Source organism: Paenibacillus pabuli NBRC 13638 (assembly GCF_001514495.1).
Classification (GTDB): Bacteria; Bacillota; Bacilli; order Paenibacillales; family Paenibacillaceae; genus Paenibacillus; species Paenibacillus pabuli.
This window is the reverse complement of the sequence record NZ_BCNM01000009.1, coordinates 160788-177244: the sequence shown is the minus strand read 5'-3', so window position 1 is coordinate 177244 and position 16457 is coordinate 160788. Positions and strand designations below refer to the sequence as shown.

The window sequence follows — 16457 nt, the reverse complement described above, 5'->3', positions numbered from 1 at the left end:
AATGAAGAGGTGAGATGCTGATAGAGCAACCATCCCCTGACCTCTGCGTATGAGGAGTATACAATTCACTATACACATAACATTAGGAGGCCATATATGGATTCGCGCGAGACATTGGACCGGGAGCTGGAACAGATTTTAAAATGGGAAAAAGGACAGAAGGACTTGTTTATTTGGGACAAAATTGGTCGTTTGCCATTTGCCATGCTGGATAAAGTTATGCCCAAAGCGCTGAAACAGAAGATTGGAGACTCGCTGAATGAAGTCGGTCAGTATGTACAGAATGGCGGGAAATTTCTCGTTCAGAAAAAGAAGGTCGCTGAGCTGCTCCGAAAGGAAGCAATCCAATCCGGTTATTCCATGAAAGCCGATACCTCTTACGATGAACAGGATGGAGAAGCAAAAGATACGATGAAAATCCATAGTGTGGAAGGCTTACCGCTTGAAGTGCTGGATCGCACTGCCGATAGCATTACGGACAGTCGAACGAGGTTTGCTGCCGCACAAGGTGCCGCAACAGGCATCGGCGGCATTGTGACGATTGCGGCGGATATTCCGATGGTCATGGGGCTTTCCCTGAAAGTACTGCAGGAGATGGCGCTATGCTACGGATATGATCCCGATGAACCTCAAGAGCGCATATTTATCGTTAAATGTCTACAATTTTCCTCCGCCGATATTGTGGGCAAGAAAGCAATTATTGATGAACTCGCCGATTACGATAATCCCGATAAACAGGTCGAGGTTATCTCCCAGATGCAGGGCTGGCGGGAGGTTTTTAATTCCTATAGCGAATCGTTTGGTTGGAAAAAGCTGTTCCAGCTCATTCCGATTGCCGGCATGGTATTCGGGTCAGTGAGCAACAAGAATACCATTCGGGATGTCGCGGAGGCCGGAAAAATGTTATATAAAAAACGGCTGATTCTTCAGCGCCTTTCGCAGTGATGTCCATTAACAAAAATGGCCATAGGACGATGCCACAAGGCTCTGATTCTGACATTAACGAATCTATGGCACCCTATCCTATTATGGCGTTTAGAAGAATCGCTGATTCTAAGGAATAACACTATCGCTATTTGCATGATAATCGTACTAAATGGTGCGAAAACACACAAAATGAGGAATAAGGCGTCTGTGATTCGTTACATTGGTTGATTGCCAGTAATGAGGCTATTGAAGTGCGCTGGATTCGTTACACACATGTGATTCTACTGTATTTTGTCATGAAGTAGGGCACCGCGTGCTGGAAGCTGCACACGGTTGACGCTAACGCTGACCAAACAAAAAACGGGATGAAGCCCTTAGGTAAAGGCTTTATCCCGTTTGCACATGCTGGAGTAAATTCGAGGTTGGTTAACCATCTGACGTTTTTCGCTAAACAGTCGTAACAGTGTACTTTTGTTTATTTTGAAATTGGAGCTTAAATTATCTATGATCTGTTATTCTTCACTACCGTTCTCTTCTGCCCAGCGATTTAGCAATTTATCCGATGGAAGCAGGAAGGTAAAGATGCCGATCAGTGGCAGGAAGCTGCACATTTGCATGACTGGCGATACGCCGAACACGTCGATCCAGTTCCCGAGCACGAGTGCGCCCAGACCGCCCATACCAAATGCCAGACCCGTGATCAGGCCAGAGACAGTTCCGATTTTTCCAGGAATTAACATTTGTGCATATACAACGGTCACCGAGAAGCTGGACAACATGATGAACCCAATAATGCTCAGCAACACGGCTGTCCAAAACAGATTGGCATAAGGCAGGAGCAGCGCCAAGGGAGCGGCCCCGGCCATCGACAGGAAGATCATGTTCCGTTTACCGAAGCGATCCGCCAGTGGACCGCCAAAGAACGTACCAAGAGCCCCAGCCGCCAGGAACAGAAAGATATAGATCTGTGCGTCCTCTGTGGACAAGTTGAAGGTATCTTTCAGGTTAAACGCGTAGAAGCTGCCGATCGAAGCGACATACCACGAACGGACAAAGACGAGCAGAATCAAAATGGTTATGGCAGCAGCAATTTTTTTGCGTAATGCTGGATTGGGGGCGCGACGGGCTGCCGCTTGCCTGCGCAAATACCCTCCCGATTGCAGCATGCGTCCATACCAGCGAGCGATATAGATTTGAACCGCGATCCCCGCAGCTGCAATGCCCGTGAATCCGATGGCACCGAACAGCCCAAACGGGATGAAAATCCATCTGGTGAGCAATGGAGCCAGAGACTGACCGGCGTTACCACCCACCTGGAAGATCGACTGAGCCAGCCCCCGACGAGGCCCTGCGGCCATATGGGATACCCGTGAACCCTCAGGATGGAACGCTGCGGAACCAAGACCGACAAAGATGACGGAGATGAGGACGGCCATATAACTGTCGGCGAAGGCAAGCAATAGCATACCGGTAAACGTAAAGCCCATGCCGATGGGCAGGATGGAAGGTGTTGGCTTTTTATCAGCAAACCAGCCTACAACAGGCTGCATGATGGACGCAGTAAAGTTGATGGCAAACGAAATCCATCCGATCTGCGTATACGTGAGATGCATGGAGTCTTTCAAAATTGGAAAAATAGCTGGAATGACAGATTGGATTGAATCGTTGAACAAATGAACCAGACTGATGGCAATTAAGATCCGGTAAACGGTACCTTGAGCATCCAATCCGGGTGGAGCTTTCGAACGCGCAGCGGCGTCTTTGGATAATGAATTTTGCATGGACATGTACAGTTCTCCTTTGGTCGCGGTCACGAGGGATCAGCGCCTGATGATGTGATGTGCCTAAGCATATTGTTACATAATAGGATAGATTTTAAGGGTCGACAAGGGGAACAGGTGAAATTAACGTTCTCAGTGCCAGTCCAATCCATACGATGGAATGCAAACGCTCGCGTTCCATACTAAAAAACCAAAGCCGAATTTCTTCAGATTTGAAGAGTTCGGCTTTGGTTTGTTCTATGATTTTATTTTATACAAAGCATAATTGGTGTATCTACCAAATTAACGATTATCAATCGTCTCCGGGTACATATCATGATTCATCATGCGGTGCTCGGCCATTTGCTCGTACTTCGTACCCGGTTTGCCGTAGTTGGTATACGGATCAATGGAAATGCCTCCGCGCGGTGTAAACTTGCCCCATACTTCAATGTAACGTGGGTCCATCAGCTTAATCAGGTCGTTCATGATGATGTTCACACAATCCTCGTGGAAATCTCCATGGTTGCGGAAGCTGAACAGATACAGCTTAAGAGATTTACTCTCGACCATTTTCACATCAGGGATGTAGCTGATATAGATCGTTGCAAAGTCCGGCTGACCCGTGATCGGGCACAGGCTGGTGAACTCCGGGCAGTTGAATTTGACAAAATAATCCCGGTACGGGTGTTTGTTATCGAAGTTCTCCAGAATTCCCGGATCATATTCAAACGTATATTTTACGCCCTGGTTACCCAGCAACGTTAGATCTTGCATTTCATCAGGTTGTCTCATGGATTCGTAAACGCTCCTTATTTCCGGCGACGCACCAAGCTTACCGGTATATATGATAGGCCATCTTAGCCTCAGTATGTGGTTCCTAAATTACATCATGCTGTCCACTCCACCCACAACTGCCCATTCAGACGCCGCGTTTGTTCCCCCACACCAGAGTATGCAGCTGTGGCAGCACACGAACGTCGTTCAGATCATCGGATGCACTGACTTGATCAATCAGCCATTCATAACGGGCAAGCAGCGAAGACGCCAGATCGGGCGTATCGGCAGAAGTGACATCCGGGTTCCCGGTCTGCAAAAATAAATCCGTGCCCGGATACCGTGCATGCACACGGCGGGCATAGTCCAAGTCTGTCTCATCGAAGATTACGATCTTTAGACTGTGGCTTCGTTCCACCGGGCGAGCAGCCAGACGGCGGATCAGATCATCCAGCACAGCCCAGTCCGTATTCATGCCTGAGCTGGGAGGCTTGGGCGAGACGGTGACTTCGTCAATGTCCGCCAGCCAGGGCTGCCAACGGGAGCCCTGCGTTTCTACCGCGGTGCGGATGCCATTCTCACGAAGCAGCTTAACCAATCCGCCCAGTGAAGCGAGCAGGGCGGGGTTGCCGCCAGAGATGGTCACATGGGAGAAGCGTGAGCCGCCGACGCGGCGCAGCTCATTCCATACGTCTTCCGGTGTAATCATCCGGATCAGATCCTTGCCGCTGCCATCCCAAGTAAAGGCAGAGTCACACCAGGAGCAGCGATAATCGCAGCCCGCGGTGCGGACGAACATCGTTTTCTGCCCGATGACCATGCCTTCTCCTTGAACCGTAGGGCCAAAGATCTCCATCACAGGAATACGAGCCTCTTTACTGCGTTCCACACTAACCATCGATCATCCACTCCCGTCTGGCCTCGGCGTAACTGGTCGGCGTCTCGTACAAGCGGACAAACTCTGTTCGACCACCTTCGGTCAGTGCGGCATACGGTTCAGTCTGCAAGGCATGTTCCATCTGCTCGAACAACCAGACGACCATATTTTCAGCCGTTGTATTCATGAGGGGAAGGGTTTCGTTCAAATACTGGTGATCCAGATACCCTTCAATGTGTGTTTTCCATATATCCTTGATATGTCCAAAATCAACCGTTAGCCCTGTCTCACCCGGGTAACCGCTAATGCCAAAAACAACTTTATAGGTATGCCCGTGCAAGTTCTTGCACTTGCCTTCATAACAATGCAGATGATGTGCCGCGTCAAACGTAAACTCCTTGCTGACAAGTACACGTTTGCGATGATAGCGCAGCTGATCAGGAAGAATATCTTCTCCGATGCGCTGCAGCCTCTCCACAATACGGAATGTTCCTGGCTCTCTCATCGTATATCCACTCCTACAGATCCGGCAGCTGTGCGCTGCTGCACATAGCGATCCAGCCCGGCTTTGCGCAGTTTGCAGGCAGGGCATTCGCCGCAGCCATCGCCGACAATCCCGTTATAACAGGTCAGTGTACGCTCTCGTACATAATCGAAGGCACCGAGATCATCCGCCATCTTCCACGTCTGGGCTTTGTCCAGCCACATCAGTGGGGTATGGATGACAAACGGGAAGTCCATCGATAGATTCAGCGTAACATTCATCGATTTCACAAACGAATCCCGACAATCCGGGTATCCGCTGAAATCCGTTTCGCATACCCCTGTGACGAGGTGACGGGCCCCTTTTTGCTTCGCCATAATAGCCGCAAAGCTGAGGAATAACAGATTCCGTCCATCGACAAACGTACTCGGCAGTTCGCCTTCTTCATGCGTAATCTCCACATCGGTGCGAGTAAGAGCATTGGGCGCAAGCTGGTTTAACAAGCTCATATCCAGGACCGTTTGCTGTACACCCAGATCGCGAGCGATCTCTGCGGCGCATTCAATCTCCAGCTTGTGACGCTGGCCGTAATCGAAGGTAACCACCTCAACCTCGGCAAATTGCTGTTTGGCCCAGAACAAACAAGTTGTACTGTCCTGACCGCCGCTAAACACAACGACTGCTTTTTCTTCGTTCAACATAAAAAAACCTCTCCATCTTCTTAAGATCAGTCCATGCCCATAGGCACAGAGTGTCGGAAGAACAGAGAAGTTCATGAACTGGCATCCATCAAAAACACACCTTCTCGTAGGCTGCTTCAAAAAAGCAGGCACGATCTAGTGTCCTTAGTTTTTTACGTACGTGTTACCTAAAATGTACGCAAGACTTTATTGACCTCAATAAAGGTCAAGTCTTATAGAGGGAGTTCGCGAACCTCTCCCATGCCGTAGGCATGGATTTTCTTCTTCAATTGTCCGGTACAGTATAACACATTTCCAATACGGTGAGCATGCTTTCCATGAGAACCCATTTATAACCGAGCCTAACGTCATCTGGACTTACTTGATTAAAACATTTCCAAACGGAATGACTTCTTTCAGAATCCGCTTAAACAAGCCTTCGTCGTTCAGATCCTGTTCCAGTCTATGATTTTCACGGCCAGCCTGAAAGAGCACAGAGCCATGTCCTGTCATCTTCCAATGATAGTTCATATGCTGACTGGCAAGATGGTTCCCATACACGGTGAGTTCAAGCTGGGCGTTCTCAGGATAGGCAATAATGCTGCCTGCGTCCACGTAGAGTGGTGCTGTGGGGTGCAATTCCTGTTGGCAAACCTGACCTTGGGTCAGCAATCCAATTTTTCCTTTACCAGAAAACTTCATTTTCACTGCGTCACGAGTGATCAGCATGTTTTTTATTTTTTGAATTTTGGTATGCATCGTGATGCCGTCAGAGTAGAAAAAAAGGTGGCGGAAGTCGTACAGCAGATCGCTGTTCTCATTTAGTTCAACTTCCTTCATGGTGAATCCCGGAGGCAGGGCAGCGACAAATTGACAGGGACCGGTTATTTCGGATTTGATCAGCTTTTTCTTGCGATACATGCCAGTAATATTCATGATTTTATCATGACGGCTACTGCTAGGTCCGCGAAAGGCGACAATTTGCTGGGGGTGCAGAATATGGAGGCGGTCGTCCTGGATTAGCGAGAAGGTGACCACCTGCCCGGCTCCGCCAGCTTCAGTATGATTCAGGTGTATGTGCATGCGGTTGCTCCTGTTCTTTTATACTCGGCCTGAGCGGCGACGCATTCCCCAGCGCATCAACCGGATCAGAATAAAGTATCCCAATATGAGAGAAACGGCTGTGATCACCATTGTCTGAATGCGTTTGGCGGTTGCTGTTTTGGCATCCTGATCATTCTGCAGTTTGCTTACCATATCGGTCAGCTTCTCATTTTGAGCCAGCAACAACTCGTTCTGGGCTTTAAAAGCTTCGACATTTGCCTGGGCTTGTCCCAATTGGGCGGAGGTTTGATTCAATTGTTCCAGTGTCTGTTGGTAGCTTTCCTGCAGCGCATTTACTTCTCCTGGAAGCTCAGATACTCGTTCCCAACCACTATAGATGTCTGAAAATATATTGGCATTCGCTGCACTTACTGTAGAAGTCAAAGAAACAGCAAACAATACACATGTGGTGAATAACACCCGAATGAAATAACCCTGAATGGATTTTGGCATGAATGGCACCTTCTTTCGGTTACATAATCGTTTGCCGATTTCGTCGTCATTTGTTGAAATACGGCTCTTTCATTATACGTCAAAACCAGGAAAATGGGTTCAAGTTGATTAGTTTTAATTACCCTGTATTGAATTCATTTAATACAAACACGGTTGTTTAACTTTTAATGTGCAGGGGTAATAGAAGAACAGGGTAGCAACCCGGACAGTCCTGCATACCACTATTCCTTCCGTTCCGGGTACCTGCTATTCATATTGACGAAAACTAATGAATGAAACGAATATATCCGATGCTCAAAAAGATCTTGAATACAAAGGAGTAAAAACATATGTACACATCAGAACAAACGACAACAACCAAAACGATTATGATCACGGTAAACGGTGAGCCAATCGGGCGTGAATTGATTATTGACAGCGTTACCTATGCTCCAGTGACTAATCCTGAATCGTTACAGTCTTTACACAAAATGGGTATGGATTCAGCGACAGTTTAATTTAGGACCTCTCATATCGAAGTACTCTAAAAGCTTGGCAAATTGCCAAGCTTTTTCGTCGTAAATTGTCGTATTTAGGCGGATTAAGGTGTGAAAAACTAATATTATGGAAAAATTTCCTGCGAACATATGTTCCGTGACAATATAGTGTCCATTTACCCTGATAACTTAGAAGATAATACCTATAAATCGGGGGAGAGACTACCAGTGAACTCAGTCTTTGAAGTATCTTATTCGTGGAATCGAGAGGCCATACCGACAGGGGGAGCCGACCCCGTATATATGATGGTTGAATGGCGTAATGGAGCCCCTGCCAAAAGACTTAGGAAAATAGCACCCAAAATTGTGTCGAGAGACTTGGAACTATTGCTCAAACCGGAATTTGGAACTCAACTGAAAGGCATCTATGGTTGCCGCTCCAAAGAAACGGATATTGGCTGGGTTCTAAGGCTTGGGGACGTGTACAAGGGAGAAAGTAAGCAAATTTTACTCGAATTCTCCATGGGACCACGCGTATCAGGGAAAACTGCCGTATGTTCAGCTTATTGGAGTACACGGAAATTGAAACAAAGCCAGAGGGTACTGCTGCGCAGAGAGCAACTGTATATCCAGTATACAAGTCATCTGGGTATGCTTCGTCAGCCGGAAGATCCCAAGGTAGAGAAGACGATCAAATTAAGTGAAACGATCCCTTTGATTAAACAAGCATTGCGTGCTTATGAAAGAGGTCGTTCACAAGAGGGAAGTAATATGCTGCGTCGGCATGCAGATGCCTTGTTAATTGAAGCCGCTCGCAAGCAGGACCTGGATTATTATTATGAGGCCGAAATCGTAGAGAAGCTTCGTCACCATTACGGAGTAACTTTTGAATCCATGTATAATAATCGCGAAAGATCGGTGTTAGGAGAATAGGGATAAAGAACTAGTGATGACGGTGTGCTTGGGAATGTTTCTACATAATTTTTTGAAGGTGAAGTAAAGGAATAAGTCGAATGTACTAAATAACATACTAATAAAAAATGGATGGAGCTGTATCGAATTTATTGAAACAACATAGTGGAGGGTCCGGCAAAATGACAGACCGACTGATCCGATTAATGCGCATTATAACTCTTGTGCAGGCTAAGCCGGGGATTCTGGCCCGTGAGCTTGCCGAGCGGTGCGAGACAACGGAAAGGACGATATACCGCGACATGGAGGCCCTCAGTGCAATGCATATCCCGATCGCCAACATGGGACATGGAAGAGGATACATGTTTATCAGCCATTTTGCCATGTATCCGCTGAATTGGTCTGATGAAGAAGCTCAAGCCTTTATGCACCTGGCAGAAGTCATGGAGAATATCCGTCCGTTGCTGAAGCCCGCTTTTGAAAGCGCGTATGAGAAAGTAGTTGCCTCGAATCAGAAAAACAAAACCGAACGAGTGGAATGGACCGAGCACATTAGCGGGTTGTTCAAAGTAGGTACACCTGCTTGGCAAAATGAAAATACGAATCTTCTGAATCATTCACTTGTGACCTTGCTGGAGGCTGGAATATCACAGAACACCATTGAAGGAGAATATCTGTCTAAAGGCAAGAAAGGGATTGTACGGATTGATCCTTATTGCCTCATCCCCCGTGAATACCGATTTGACCTGTTGGCATATTGTCACCTATCTGAGAAACTGAAAATATTTCAAGTGAGTCGTTTGCACAGGGTTCGTATTTTGCCTCGCACGTTCCGCAAAGATGATTACATGTTACAATCCTATTTTCGTACGCCACGTGGACATGGCAACAGTACGGAGTGGATTGCATACAAGATCAGATTCTCGCCGCATGCAGTGGATCGCGTCATGCAGGAACCATTTTTTGCCCGTCCCATTTTAACCATCGAACCGGAAGGCACGTTGTTGTTTGAGGCCATATTGAGTGACGAACAAGGATTTCTGACCTGGCTGTCTCAATATGGACCGGACGCGGAGATCTTGGAACCTGAGAAATTCCGGCACATGATGAAAGAACGTCTGGAACGCTGGCGGGGGATTTATAACTGAAACCTGACCCTGCCAGCCAGACACTCTTGCTTTTTCTTTTATTCATAAGAACGGAGTGGAATTGAATTACTCTTTGGCTTTGAAGAGGTGTGCCAGATTGCCAAAAGGGGATTCTTTATCTTCATCAACACTACTGGAATAGACCACTTTGGATGTTATACCTTCATCATCAGCTGCACAATTCGTTTCCAGGTTAAATTGGTCAAATTGGTGCATGAACACTTTGGCTGTATTGATGGCATCATCCAATGCACGGTGTTGTGTACCGTCGAATTCAATTCCGCACAACTCAAGCGCCTGGGCGAGTCCAAGTTGACGGAATTTTCCTTCCCTGCGCACTGTACGTGACCATTGCTGCTGGAGATCATTATGGTTGGTGATCCAGGCGACATCGAGTTGATGTGTGCGGCAATGAGAGATCAGTTTGCTGCGATCATCCGGTCCCCAGGAGCACATGTAATAAGGTTCACTTCCCATCCAGGCCCTAAATTGATTCAATGCTTCTGGAAAAAGAGGGGCTGCATCGATATCCTTCTGGGTAATGCCCGTAAATTGAACCGTGTCGGTTGACAGAACGGATTTATTGGAAGGACGAACATAAGTATGGAACGTGTCTGAAACGCACAGGCCGTTCTCACCTTCTGTGACTTTGACGGCACCAATATCTATAATTTCCGAAGAGTAACGAGTATTGCGGCTTACCGTGAATTCAAGATCATAGATAATATATGGCATAGGACTAACTCCTTTATCATTTAATACATTGGTTTCTATTTCTCTATATTACAGGGAACGCACAGCCATGTCAGCCATCGCTCGGTAATTCATTTTAGGAAATGGGATGTAACTGTGTGGTTGACAATTTCTTGTAAATGTACTAAGGTGAGCAAAAATGATAACAGCGATCAACGAGGACATAATTACGTTAGTCAGCTTCTACAGAGAGGAAACCACGTAGTGCAAGGTTTCTGCTGCTGCTTCATAATTCCTACCTCGCGAGCTGCGGAGCAGATAACCTATGGGTTGCAACCTCCGCCGGATGGGCCCGTTACGCTCAGAAGGACTGCAACCTTCGAATCGCAAAAGTTGCGAACAGAAGCGGTGATGGAGATGGCCCAGGAAGATCTGGTGCAAACCGGAATCGATAAACGCAGTTAAATAAGGGTGGTACCACGACACATTCGTCCCTTGACGGATGTGTCTTTTTGCTGTTTATAACCTGATTTACAATACATTCTGAAGACAAGAGGTGTGCAAGATGCGTCAAAGTGAAATGCTTGTTCCAACATTACGTGAAGCACCGGCAGAGGCCGATGCAGCAGGACATCGTTGGTTACTGCGTTCCGGCATGATTCGCCAGCTGGCAGCGGGGATATACAGCTATTTGCCTTTAGGTCGGCGTATATTACTGAATGTGGAACGGATCGTTCGCGAAGAGATGGACCGGGCGGGCTGCCAGGAAGTATTGCTGCCAATCATGCAGCCAGCCGAGTTGTGGGAGGAATCCGGAAGATACACGCAATATGGACCTGAGTTGATGCGGCTGAAGGATCGTCATGCACGCGAGTTCGCCCTCGGACCAACTCATGAAGAAGTGATAACGGCGCTGGCTCGCGATGAGGTGAACTCCTATCGGAAGCTGCCGTTCACACTTTATCAGATTGGCACCAAATTCAGAGATGAGCGTCGCCCGAGATTCGGATTGCTGCGCGGCCGGGAGTTCATCATGAAGGATGCCTATTCCTTTGCTTCCGACTGGGAAGAGCTGGATCGTACCTATCAGGCGATGAATACCGCATATTCCCGAATTCTGGAGCGATGCGGTCTGGAGTATATCCGGGTAGAGGCGGATGCAGGAACCATTGGGGGGCAGGGGGAGACTCATGAGTTCATGGCACTAGCCGATGTGGGGGAAGACACCATTGTAACCTGCAAACACTGTGGATACGCCGCAAATCTGGAGAAAGCCGGATATCAGGCTTCCGGTTCTTCCCCGAGAGTTGCATCAGATGAAGAAGCTACTTCCGGTTCTGATGATTCTGCTATGGCCCATCAATTGGATCAGGAAACAGCGAACAGGTTGGTTCGAATCCAAACTCCAGGGGTGCGTACAATTGCTGAACTAAGTGCTTTTGTCGGCGAGGATGCTCAGCATATGATCAAAACGTTGCTTTATCAAGCCGATGGTCAGTTGGTCGCTGCGCTTGTTCGCGGCGATCATGAGCTGAATGATATTGCACTAAAGCAGGTATTGGGTGCGGAAGAATTGATGCTGGCTGATGAGGCGTCACTTGCCAAGCATCCCAATCTGACGGTAGGTTTCCTGGGTCCTGTTGGGCTGGCTCTGCCGATGGTAGTAGATGCGGATGTGGCTGCTATGGAATATGCAATTACAGGAGCCAATGAAATCGATGTACACTACTCCAATGTACGCCCGGGTAAGGACTTTGCTTTGGACAAAGTAGAACGAATCCGCTTCGCCGCTGAGGGTGATGGTTGCCCAACTTGTGGAGAAAAGCTCGTATTCACAAAAGGCATTGAAGTGGGGCATATCTTCAAACTTGGAACCAAATACAGCGATGCGATGGGCGCATCATTCCTGGATCGAAACGGACGTCAGTGTGCGCCTGTAATGGGGTGTTACGGTATTGGTGTATCTAGACTCATGGCTGCTATAGCCGAACAATACGCTGGGGAAGATGGCATCCGTTGGCCGGCTGCTATCGCTCCATATCATGTCCATCTGATTGCTGTTAGCTGGAAAGACGAGCAGCAGCGCCAGCTTACACTTGATTTGGAACAACAGCTCCTGGATGCAGGATACGCTGTTCTTGTAGACGATCGGGATGAGCGGCCAGGGGTGAAGTTCAAGGATGCGGAATTGATCGGATTGCCTGTTCAGATTGTAATTGGGCGCGGAGCAGCCGACGGGCAGGTTGAATTGGGATCACATGCGCTGGCAGCATCAGGTGAAACTAAGCGGAAGGGCATGACTGCTCAAGAAGCTATAATGTATGTGAAGGCACAGGTTTAACCTGGAAAAAATCTCTGTCCATAGGTGAAAAAATCTTAGGGACCGCCGAATAATATTAGCGTAAATAATAGGTCCAATTATTATGCGGTAAACTATTTTTGAGGCTGAGTCACAGGATTAAGCTTTAAAAAGAGGGCTATAGACATACGATTAAGCTGAGATTTCGCACTATATCATACCTAATGACTATCCTTTAGACAATTGTATTCTGTATACAACGATTTTGGATTTAAGGAAGTCTCCGCATGGTATTCGCGAAGGTATGGATGTGCAAATATGCAAAACATCGCTGCAAATCATTATCTTCTGAATGGCAGATAACCTTACAGGAATGGCAATTATGCGAGTTTCTGCTATAGTCCATGTTTTAGGTACGGGGATGAGGCTGGAACAGGAAGACAGTAGGAGGATTTATTTTACAGCAAAGCTATATTCCCATAAACAGGGTATACCCAGCTTCATAAGATCCCGTCAGAAGACGGGAAATGGCATATTGGAAAGGGTGACCCTCAGCCGCTTATAGCGGTATGAGAGTCACCCTTTGTTGTGCCGGTACAACCATTTCAGATGCAGATGCACCATGGATCCGATTGAACCGTGCTGCTCTTATGGGAGCTTAAGAAGCTGCGGGCAGCTTCAATTGTTGACCTGGATAAATCCAGTGTGGATTTTTGATATGGTTCAGCTTTTGCAGCGTCTGCCATGTTGTGCCGTATTTTTTGGAGATGGAGTACAGGGAATCCCCAGATTTAACCACATGCAATTTGGCAGGAGCTGGTTTGCTTGGTGTCGGTTTCGATGGTGTTTCTGGTTTTGGTGTTTCCGGCTTCGGTGCAGTTGGTGCTGGTGTTTCTGTCGAAGGAGCTTCCGGCTCAACCGCAGGAGCTTTGGCTTCCTTGATCCGGCCGTCTGTTTTGATCGTGACAGCGCCCAGTTTTTGCATGTATTCGATCAATGCTTCATCCATCGCTCCGTACATGCCTGACGTTGTGTATTTCGCGAACATGGTGTACTCATCGCCACCAACAGCCGTGAAATCATTCGTAGCCAGTGTGTACGTTGCTTTTGGATCAAGAGCTTTATCGCCAATCATGACGGAGTGTACACGACTGCCTTTTGCAGCAGAAGAATCAATGCTGAATGTCATGCCAGATACTTGCGGGAATCCACCGCTTGGTTCCGGATACGATGCTACGCCATTTTCCAGGGCTGCCAGTACGTCGGAGCCTTTTACTTCAAGCGTTACAACCTGATTACCAAAAGGAAGTACAGTAATGATATCCCCTTTAGTAACGATCCCTTTTTCAATGGAAGAACGGATACCGCCACCGTTTGTGAGTGCGATATCGGCTTTGCTGACATCACGAATGGCATCTGCCAGCAGGTCACCCAGGTTCGTTTCACCTGCACGTACTTGCTCCCGTTTGCCGTCCAGCAGAATCGCTGTATTGGCTACTTCTTCTTTGAGAATCGGTTCTTGTTCTTTCTGAATGGAATTCACCAATGCGGCTACTTTCTCATTGGGCTTGATATCTTTTGCTTCCGTTTCATCGATCAGTGTTGCTTGTTTTTTCGTTACTTTGCCACCATCTACCCACAGGTCGATCACACCTACAAAGTTGGTATACTCTCCAGCGCTGGCAATCAATGTTCCGTTATCGGATACAAGACCGTCTTGCAGAACCGTATGGCTGTGCCCGTCGATGAATACGTCAATGCCCGGGACTTCTTTCACCACTTTGAAGCTAGTATCCGTGCTGGACGCGTCTTGTCCAAGGTGTCCCAAAACAACAACAACATCTACTTTGCTGCGAATTTCGTTCACGAGAACTTTGGCTTCCGCAGTTGGGTCTGTAATATCAAGACCTTCCACATTTTTCGGATTCGTTTTGTACATCGTTTCCGGTGTAGTCAGCGCAATGATACCGATCTTCACGCCATCTACTTCTTTAATGAGGTAAGGATCGAAGAGACGAGTTCCGTCTTTCTTTTTCACATTGGCACTGAGCATGGGGAAGTTCATCATATCCGCAAGTTCGATGAGGCGCTCAGAACCGTAGTTGAATTCATGGTTACCCGGTACGATGGCTTGATAACCGATTTCGTTCATCACTTTAACAATGCTTTCGCCGTTAACGAGTGTGGCAAAAGTTGTACCATGCACAGCATCTCCGGCATCCAGCAAAAGGGTATTTGGGTTTTCGTTACGGTATTTGTCCGCAATGCCAGCTACTTTGGCGAAACCCATCGCAGGTGAGGACTCCACTGCGCGTGCGTGCGTGTCATTCGTATGTAGAATCGTAATGTGCTTACCTGTGCCCGGCGTGGTATCCGTTGCAGCTGCAGCGATGCCCACACTGCCAAACAGCAGACAGAGCGTTAGCAGAAGTGAAACGTAAGTCTTCCAGATTTTCATATAAATCCGTAACCTCCCCAAAATAATCATTTCTTGAGTGTTTGCACAACTCATGTTGTATTTTACCAGACTATATTTAGGAAATCTCGTGATTTGCGTAAAAATAAGTAACCTGAAAGTGACATCTGATTCTCTTGGTGGAAGATGTAGATAGAACTAGATTTGTCAGGAACGTATGTTCTGGAAAAAGGCTAAAAAAAATGCTGCACTTCACGTGGCAGTCCTGTACGCAAACAAAATTTTTCCAGTGATTCATCGGGTTCAGGCATGACCCCGGAAGTCAGAAGTTGAATTGCAAAACGATTGGCCTGTCTTTCCAGTTTACCTGGGGCAAAGTAGGAGTGCTCTTCCAGAAAAAATCGGTTTATACCTTTGTGCAATCGGTCATGTCCAAGTTCATGGGCGCACACAAAACGCTGCCATTCCGGCGGTAAATCATTGTGAATGACGATAAATCTGCGACGGAGCTTTCGGAAATACAGTCCTTTGGTGGACTTGCCCAGATTCGTGAACCGGATCTGTATTCCAATGGCTCTGGCAATGCTGAATGGGCAGTTCGTCCGGTGTTTTCGAATCAGCTTTGTTACAATGTCATCCATATCATCTCACCTGCTGCTTCATTTTGTTCAGCTTGCAATGCCTCATGGCCGCTCATCCGACTCGTTCGTTTTTTTGTGTTTGTTCATCTGCTTGGCTTCCCAGAACAGACCTGTCAGTACATCTTTGATTCGTTTCTTGTCCTCGTCATCCAGCGGGATGCCGTCAAACATCAGATCATCCTCATCTTCCAGCATTTTCTTGAAATCCCGGCGATCCTTGTAGGTTGCCCATTCCGGGACTTCCTGAAGTTCGGCTGCGGTGTTTGCGGCTTCAAGATATCCCGCCTGTTTCATCATATCCGCGTAGGGAACGGAGAGGGCGTCAGAGATTTTGCGGATGGTGGCAGGCTTTGGAATGCCGCGAACCCCATTCTCAATACGTGAAATTTGGGAATTGCTGATTCCTGCTGCTTCAGCGAGCTGGTTGATGCTGTATCCCTGCTGCTCGCGCAGTTTTTTTAGATAAGGACCAAAAGCGTGTTCCACAATTCATGCCACTCCTTTGATTCGTACAAGTATATTGAAAATTATTAAGAAGACAGTTGGACGGGGGAGGTAGATGTGCACTCTATGCCCGTTCCGGATTCGGATCGTTCTTTCGATCGCTGTTATCCCCAGATTTCATTGTTTCTCTTTCCTAAAAGGGAGAAATCCGGTGATAGCGTATGCTTCCGATGTAGCTTTCTTTCAGAAAGCTTTTAGGCGAACGCTTCGCTTCTTCAGAATCGATTCCGTCTCCTTCACTACGTTCGTGATATGTACCTAAACACGATACAGGTCAAATTCTCGGTAGCTTCTTAATAAAAATCA

At 47.4% G+C, this 16457-nt stretch carries 16 protein-coding genes; 5 read left to right on the top strand and 11 right to left on the bottom strand.

The annotated features are described in order from the left end of the window. The first annotated feature begins 96 nt into the window (after positions 1-96). Positions 97-945, top strand: a complete 849-nt coding sequence (locus PPA03S_RS14140) for an EcsC family protein (RefSeq protein WP_062323914.1) — start codon at positions 97-99, stop codon at positions 943-945. Positions 946-1439: 494 nt separating this feature from the next. Here PPA03S_RS14140 and PPA03S_RS14135 read toward each other — a convergent pair whose 3' ends face one another. The 7 genes from PPA03S_RS14135 to PPA03S_RS14105 all read right to left on the bottom strand — a co-directional run bounded on the left by PPA03S_RS14135 (position 1440) and on the right by PPA03S_RS14105 (position 7062). Next, entirely contained in the window at positions 1440-2708 is a 1269-nt protein-coding gene (locus PPA03S_RS14135) for an MFS transporter (protein ID WP_062324021.1), read from the bottom strand. A 282-nt stretch (positions 2709-2990) separates the two neighbouring features. Then, a complete protein-coding gene (gene queF / locus PPA03S_RS14130) occupies positions 2991-3482 on the bottom strand; it encodes a preQ(1) synthase (RefSeq protein ID WP_062323912.1) in 492 nt (163 codons plus the stop codon). A gap of 127 nt (positions 3483-3609) precedes the next feature. Next, positions 3610-4362 (bottom strand): 7-carboxy-7-deazaguanine synthase QueE, encoded by a 753-nt coding sequence (gene queE / locus PPA03S_RS14125; protein WP_062323910.1) that lies wholly within the window; start codon positions 4360-4362, stop codon positions 3610-3612. Next, on the bottom strand, positions 4355-4846 hold the full coding sequence (gene queD / locus PPA03S_RS14120; RefSeq protein ID WP_062323908.1) for a 6-carboxytetrahydropterin synthase QueD: 492 nt from the start codon (positions 4844-4846) through the stop codon (positions 4355-4357). Before queD ends, queE begins: the two co-directional genes overlap by 8 nt. After that, positions 4843-5523 (bottom strand): 7-cyano-7-deazaguanine synthase QueC, encoded by a 681-nt coding sequence (gene queC, locus PPA03S_RS14115; RefSeq protein ID WP_062324020.1) that lies wholly within the window; start codon positions 5521-5523, stop codon positions 4843-4845. The genes queD and queC overlap by 4 nt, the downstream gene beginning before the upstream one ends. A 360-nt stretch (positions 5524-5883) precedes the next feature. Next, positions 5884-6588 carry an AIM24 family protein gene (locus PPA03S_RS14110; RefSeq protein ID WP_062323906.1) on the bottom strand — a complete coding sequence of 235 codons (705 nt, stop codon included), beginning with the start codon at positions 6586-6588 and terminating at the stop codon, positions 5884-5886. 18 nt (positions 6589-6606) lie between these two features. Further along, positions 6607-7062 (bottom strand): hypothetical protein, encoded by a 456-nt coding sequence (locus PPA03S_RS14105; RefSeq protein WP_062323904.1) that lies wholly within the window; start codon positions 7060-7062, stop codon positions 6607-6609. 329 nt (positions 7063-7391) lie between these two features. Between PPA03S_RS14105 and PPA03S_RS33345 the strand changes: the two genes are divergently transcribed. From PPA03S_RS33345 to PPA03S_RS14095, 3 genes are all read left to right on the top strand, one after another. Next, positions 7392-7559 carry a hypothetical protein gene (locus PPA03S_RS33345; RefSeq protein ID WP_167666037.1) on the top strand — a complete coding sequence of 56 codons (168 nt, stop codon included), beginning with the start codon at positions 7392-7394 and terminating at the stop codon, positions 7557-7559. A gap of 207 nt (positions 7560-7766) precedes the next feature. After that, positions 7767-8471, top strand: a complete 705-nt coding sequence (locus PPA03S_RS14100; protein ID WP_062323902.1) for a hypothetical protein — start codon at positions 7767-7769, stop codon at positions 8469-8471. 161 nt (positions 8472-8632) lie between these two features. Continuing rightward, positions 8633-9598: a helix-turn-helix transcriptional regulator gene (locus PPA03S_RS14095; protein WP_062323900.1), complete on the top strand. Its 966-nt coding sequence runs from the start codon at positions 8633-8635 to the stop codon at positions 9596-9598. 66 nt (positions 9599-9664) lie between these two features. Here PPA03S_RS14095 and PPA03S_RS14090 read toward each other — a convergent pair whose 3' ends face one another. Continuing rightward, a complete protein-coding gene (locus PPA03S_RS14090; protein WP_062323899.1) occupies positions 9665-10333 on the bottom strand; it encodes a 3'-5' exonuclease in 669 nt (222 codons plus the stop codon). Positions 10334-10856: 523 nt separating this feature from the next. Between PPA03S_RS14090 and PPA03S_RS14085 the strand changes: the two genes are divergently transcribed. After that, positions 10857-12632 carry a proline--tRNA ligase gene (locus PPA03S_RS14085; protein ID WP_062323898.1) on the top strand — a complete coding sequence of 592 codons (1776 nt, stop codon included), beginning with the start codon at positions 10857-10859 and terminating at the stop codon, positions 12630-12632. 616 nt (positions 12633-13248) lie between these two features. On the opposite strand, the gene PPA03S_RS14080 is transcribed toward PPA03S_RS14085, so the two are convergent. The 3 genes from PPA03S_RS14080 to PPA03S_RS14070 all read right to left on the bottom strand — a co-directional run bounded on the left by PPA03S_RS14080 (position 13249) and on the right by PPA03S_RS14070 (position 16136). Further along, a complete protein-coding gene (locus tag PPA03S_RS14080; protein ID WP_062323895.1) occupies positions 13249-15048 on the bottom strand; it encodes a 5'-nucleotidase C-terminal domain-containing protein in 1800 nt (599 codons plus the stop codon). A 191-nt stretch (positions 15049-15239) separates the two neighbouring features. Next, positions 15240-15647: an ImmA/IrrE family metallo-endopeptidase gene (locus PPA03S_RS14075; protein ID WP_062323893.1), complete on the bottom strand. Its 408-nt coding sequence runs from the start codon at positions 15645-15647 to the stop codon at positions 15240-15242. A gap of 42 nt (positions 15648-15689) precedes the next feature. Continuing rightward, on the bottom strand, positions 15690-16136 hold the full coding sequence (locus PPA03S_RS14070; RefSeq protein WP_062323891.1) for a helix-turn-helix domain-containing protein: 447 nt from the start codon (positions 16134-16136) through the stop codon (positions 15690-15692). Positions 16137-16457: the final 321 nt, after the last annotated feature.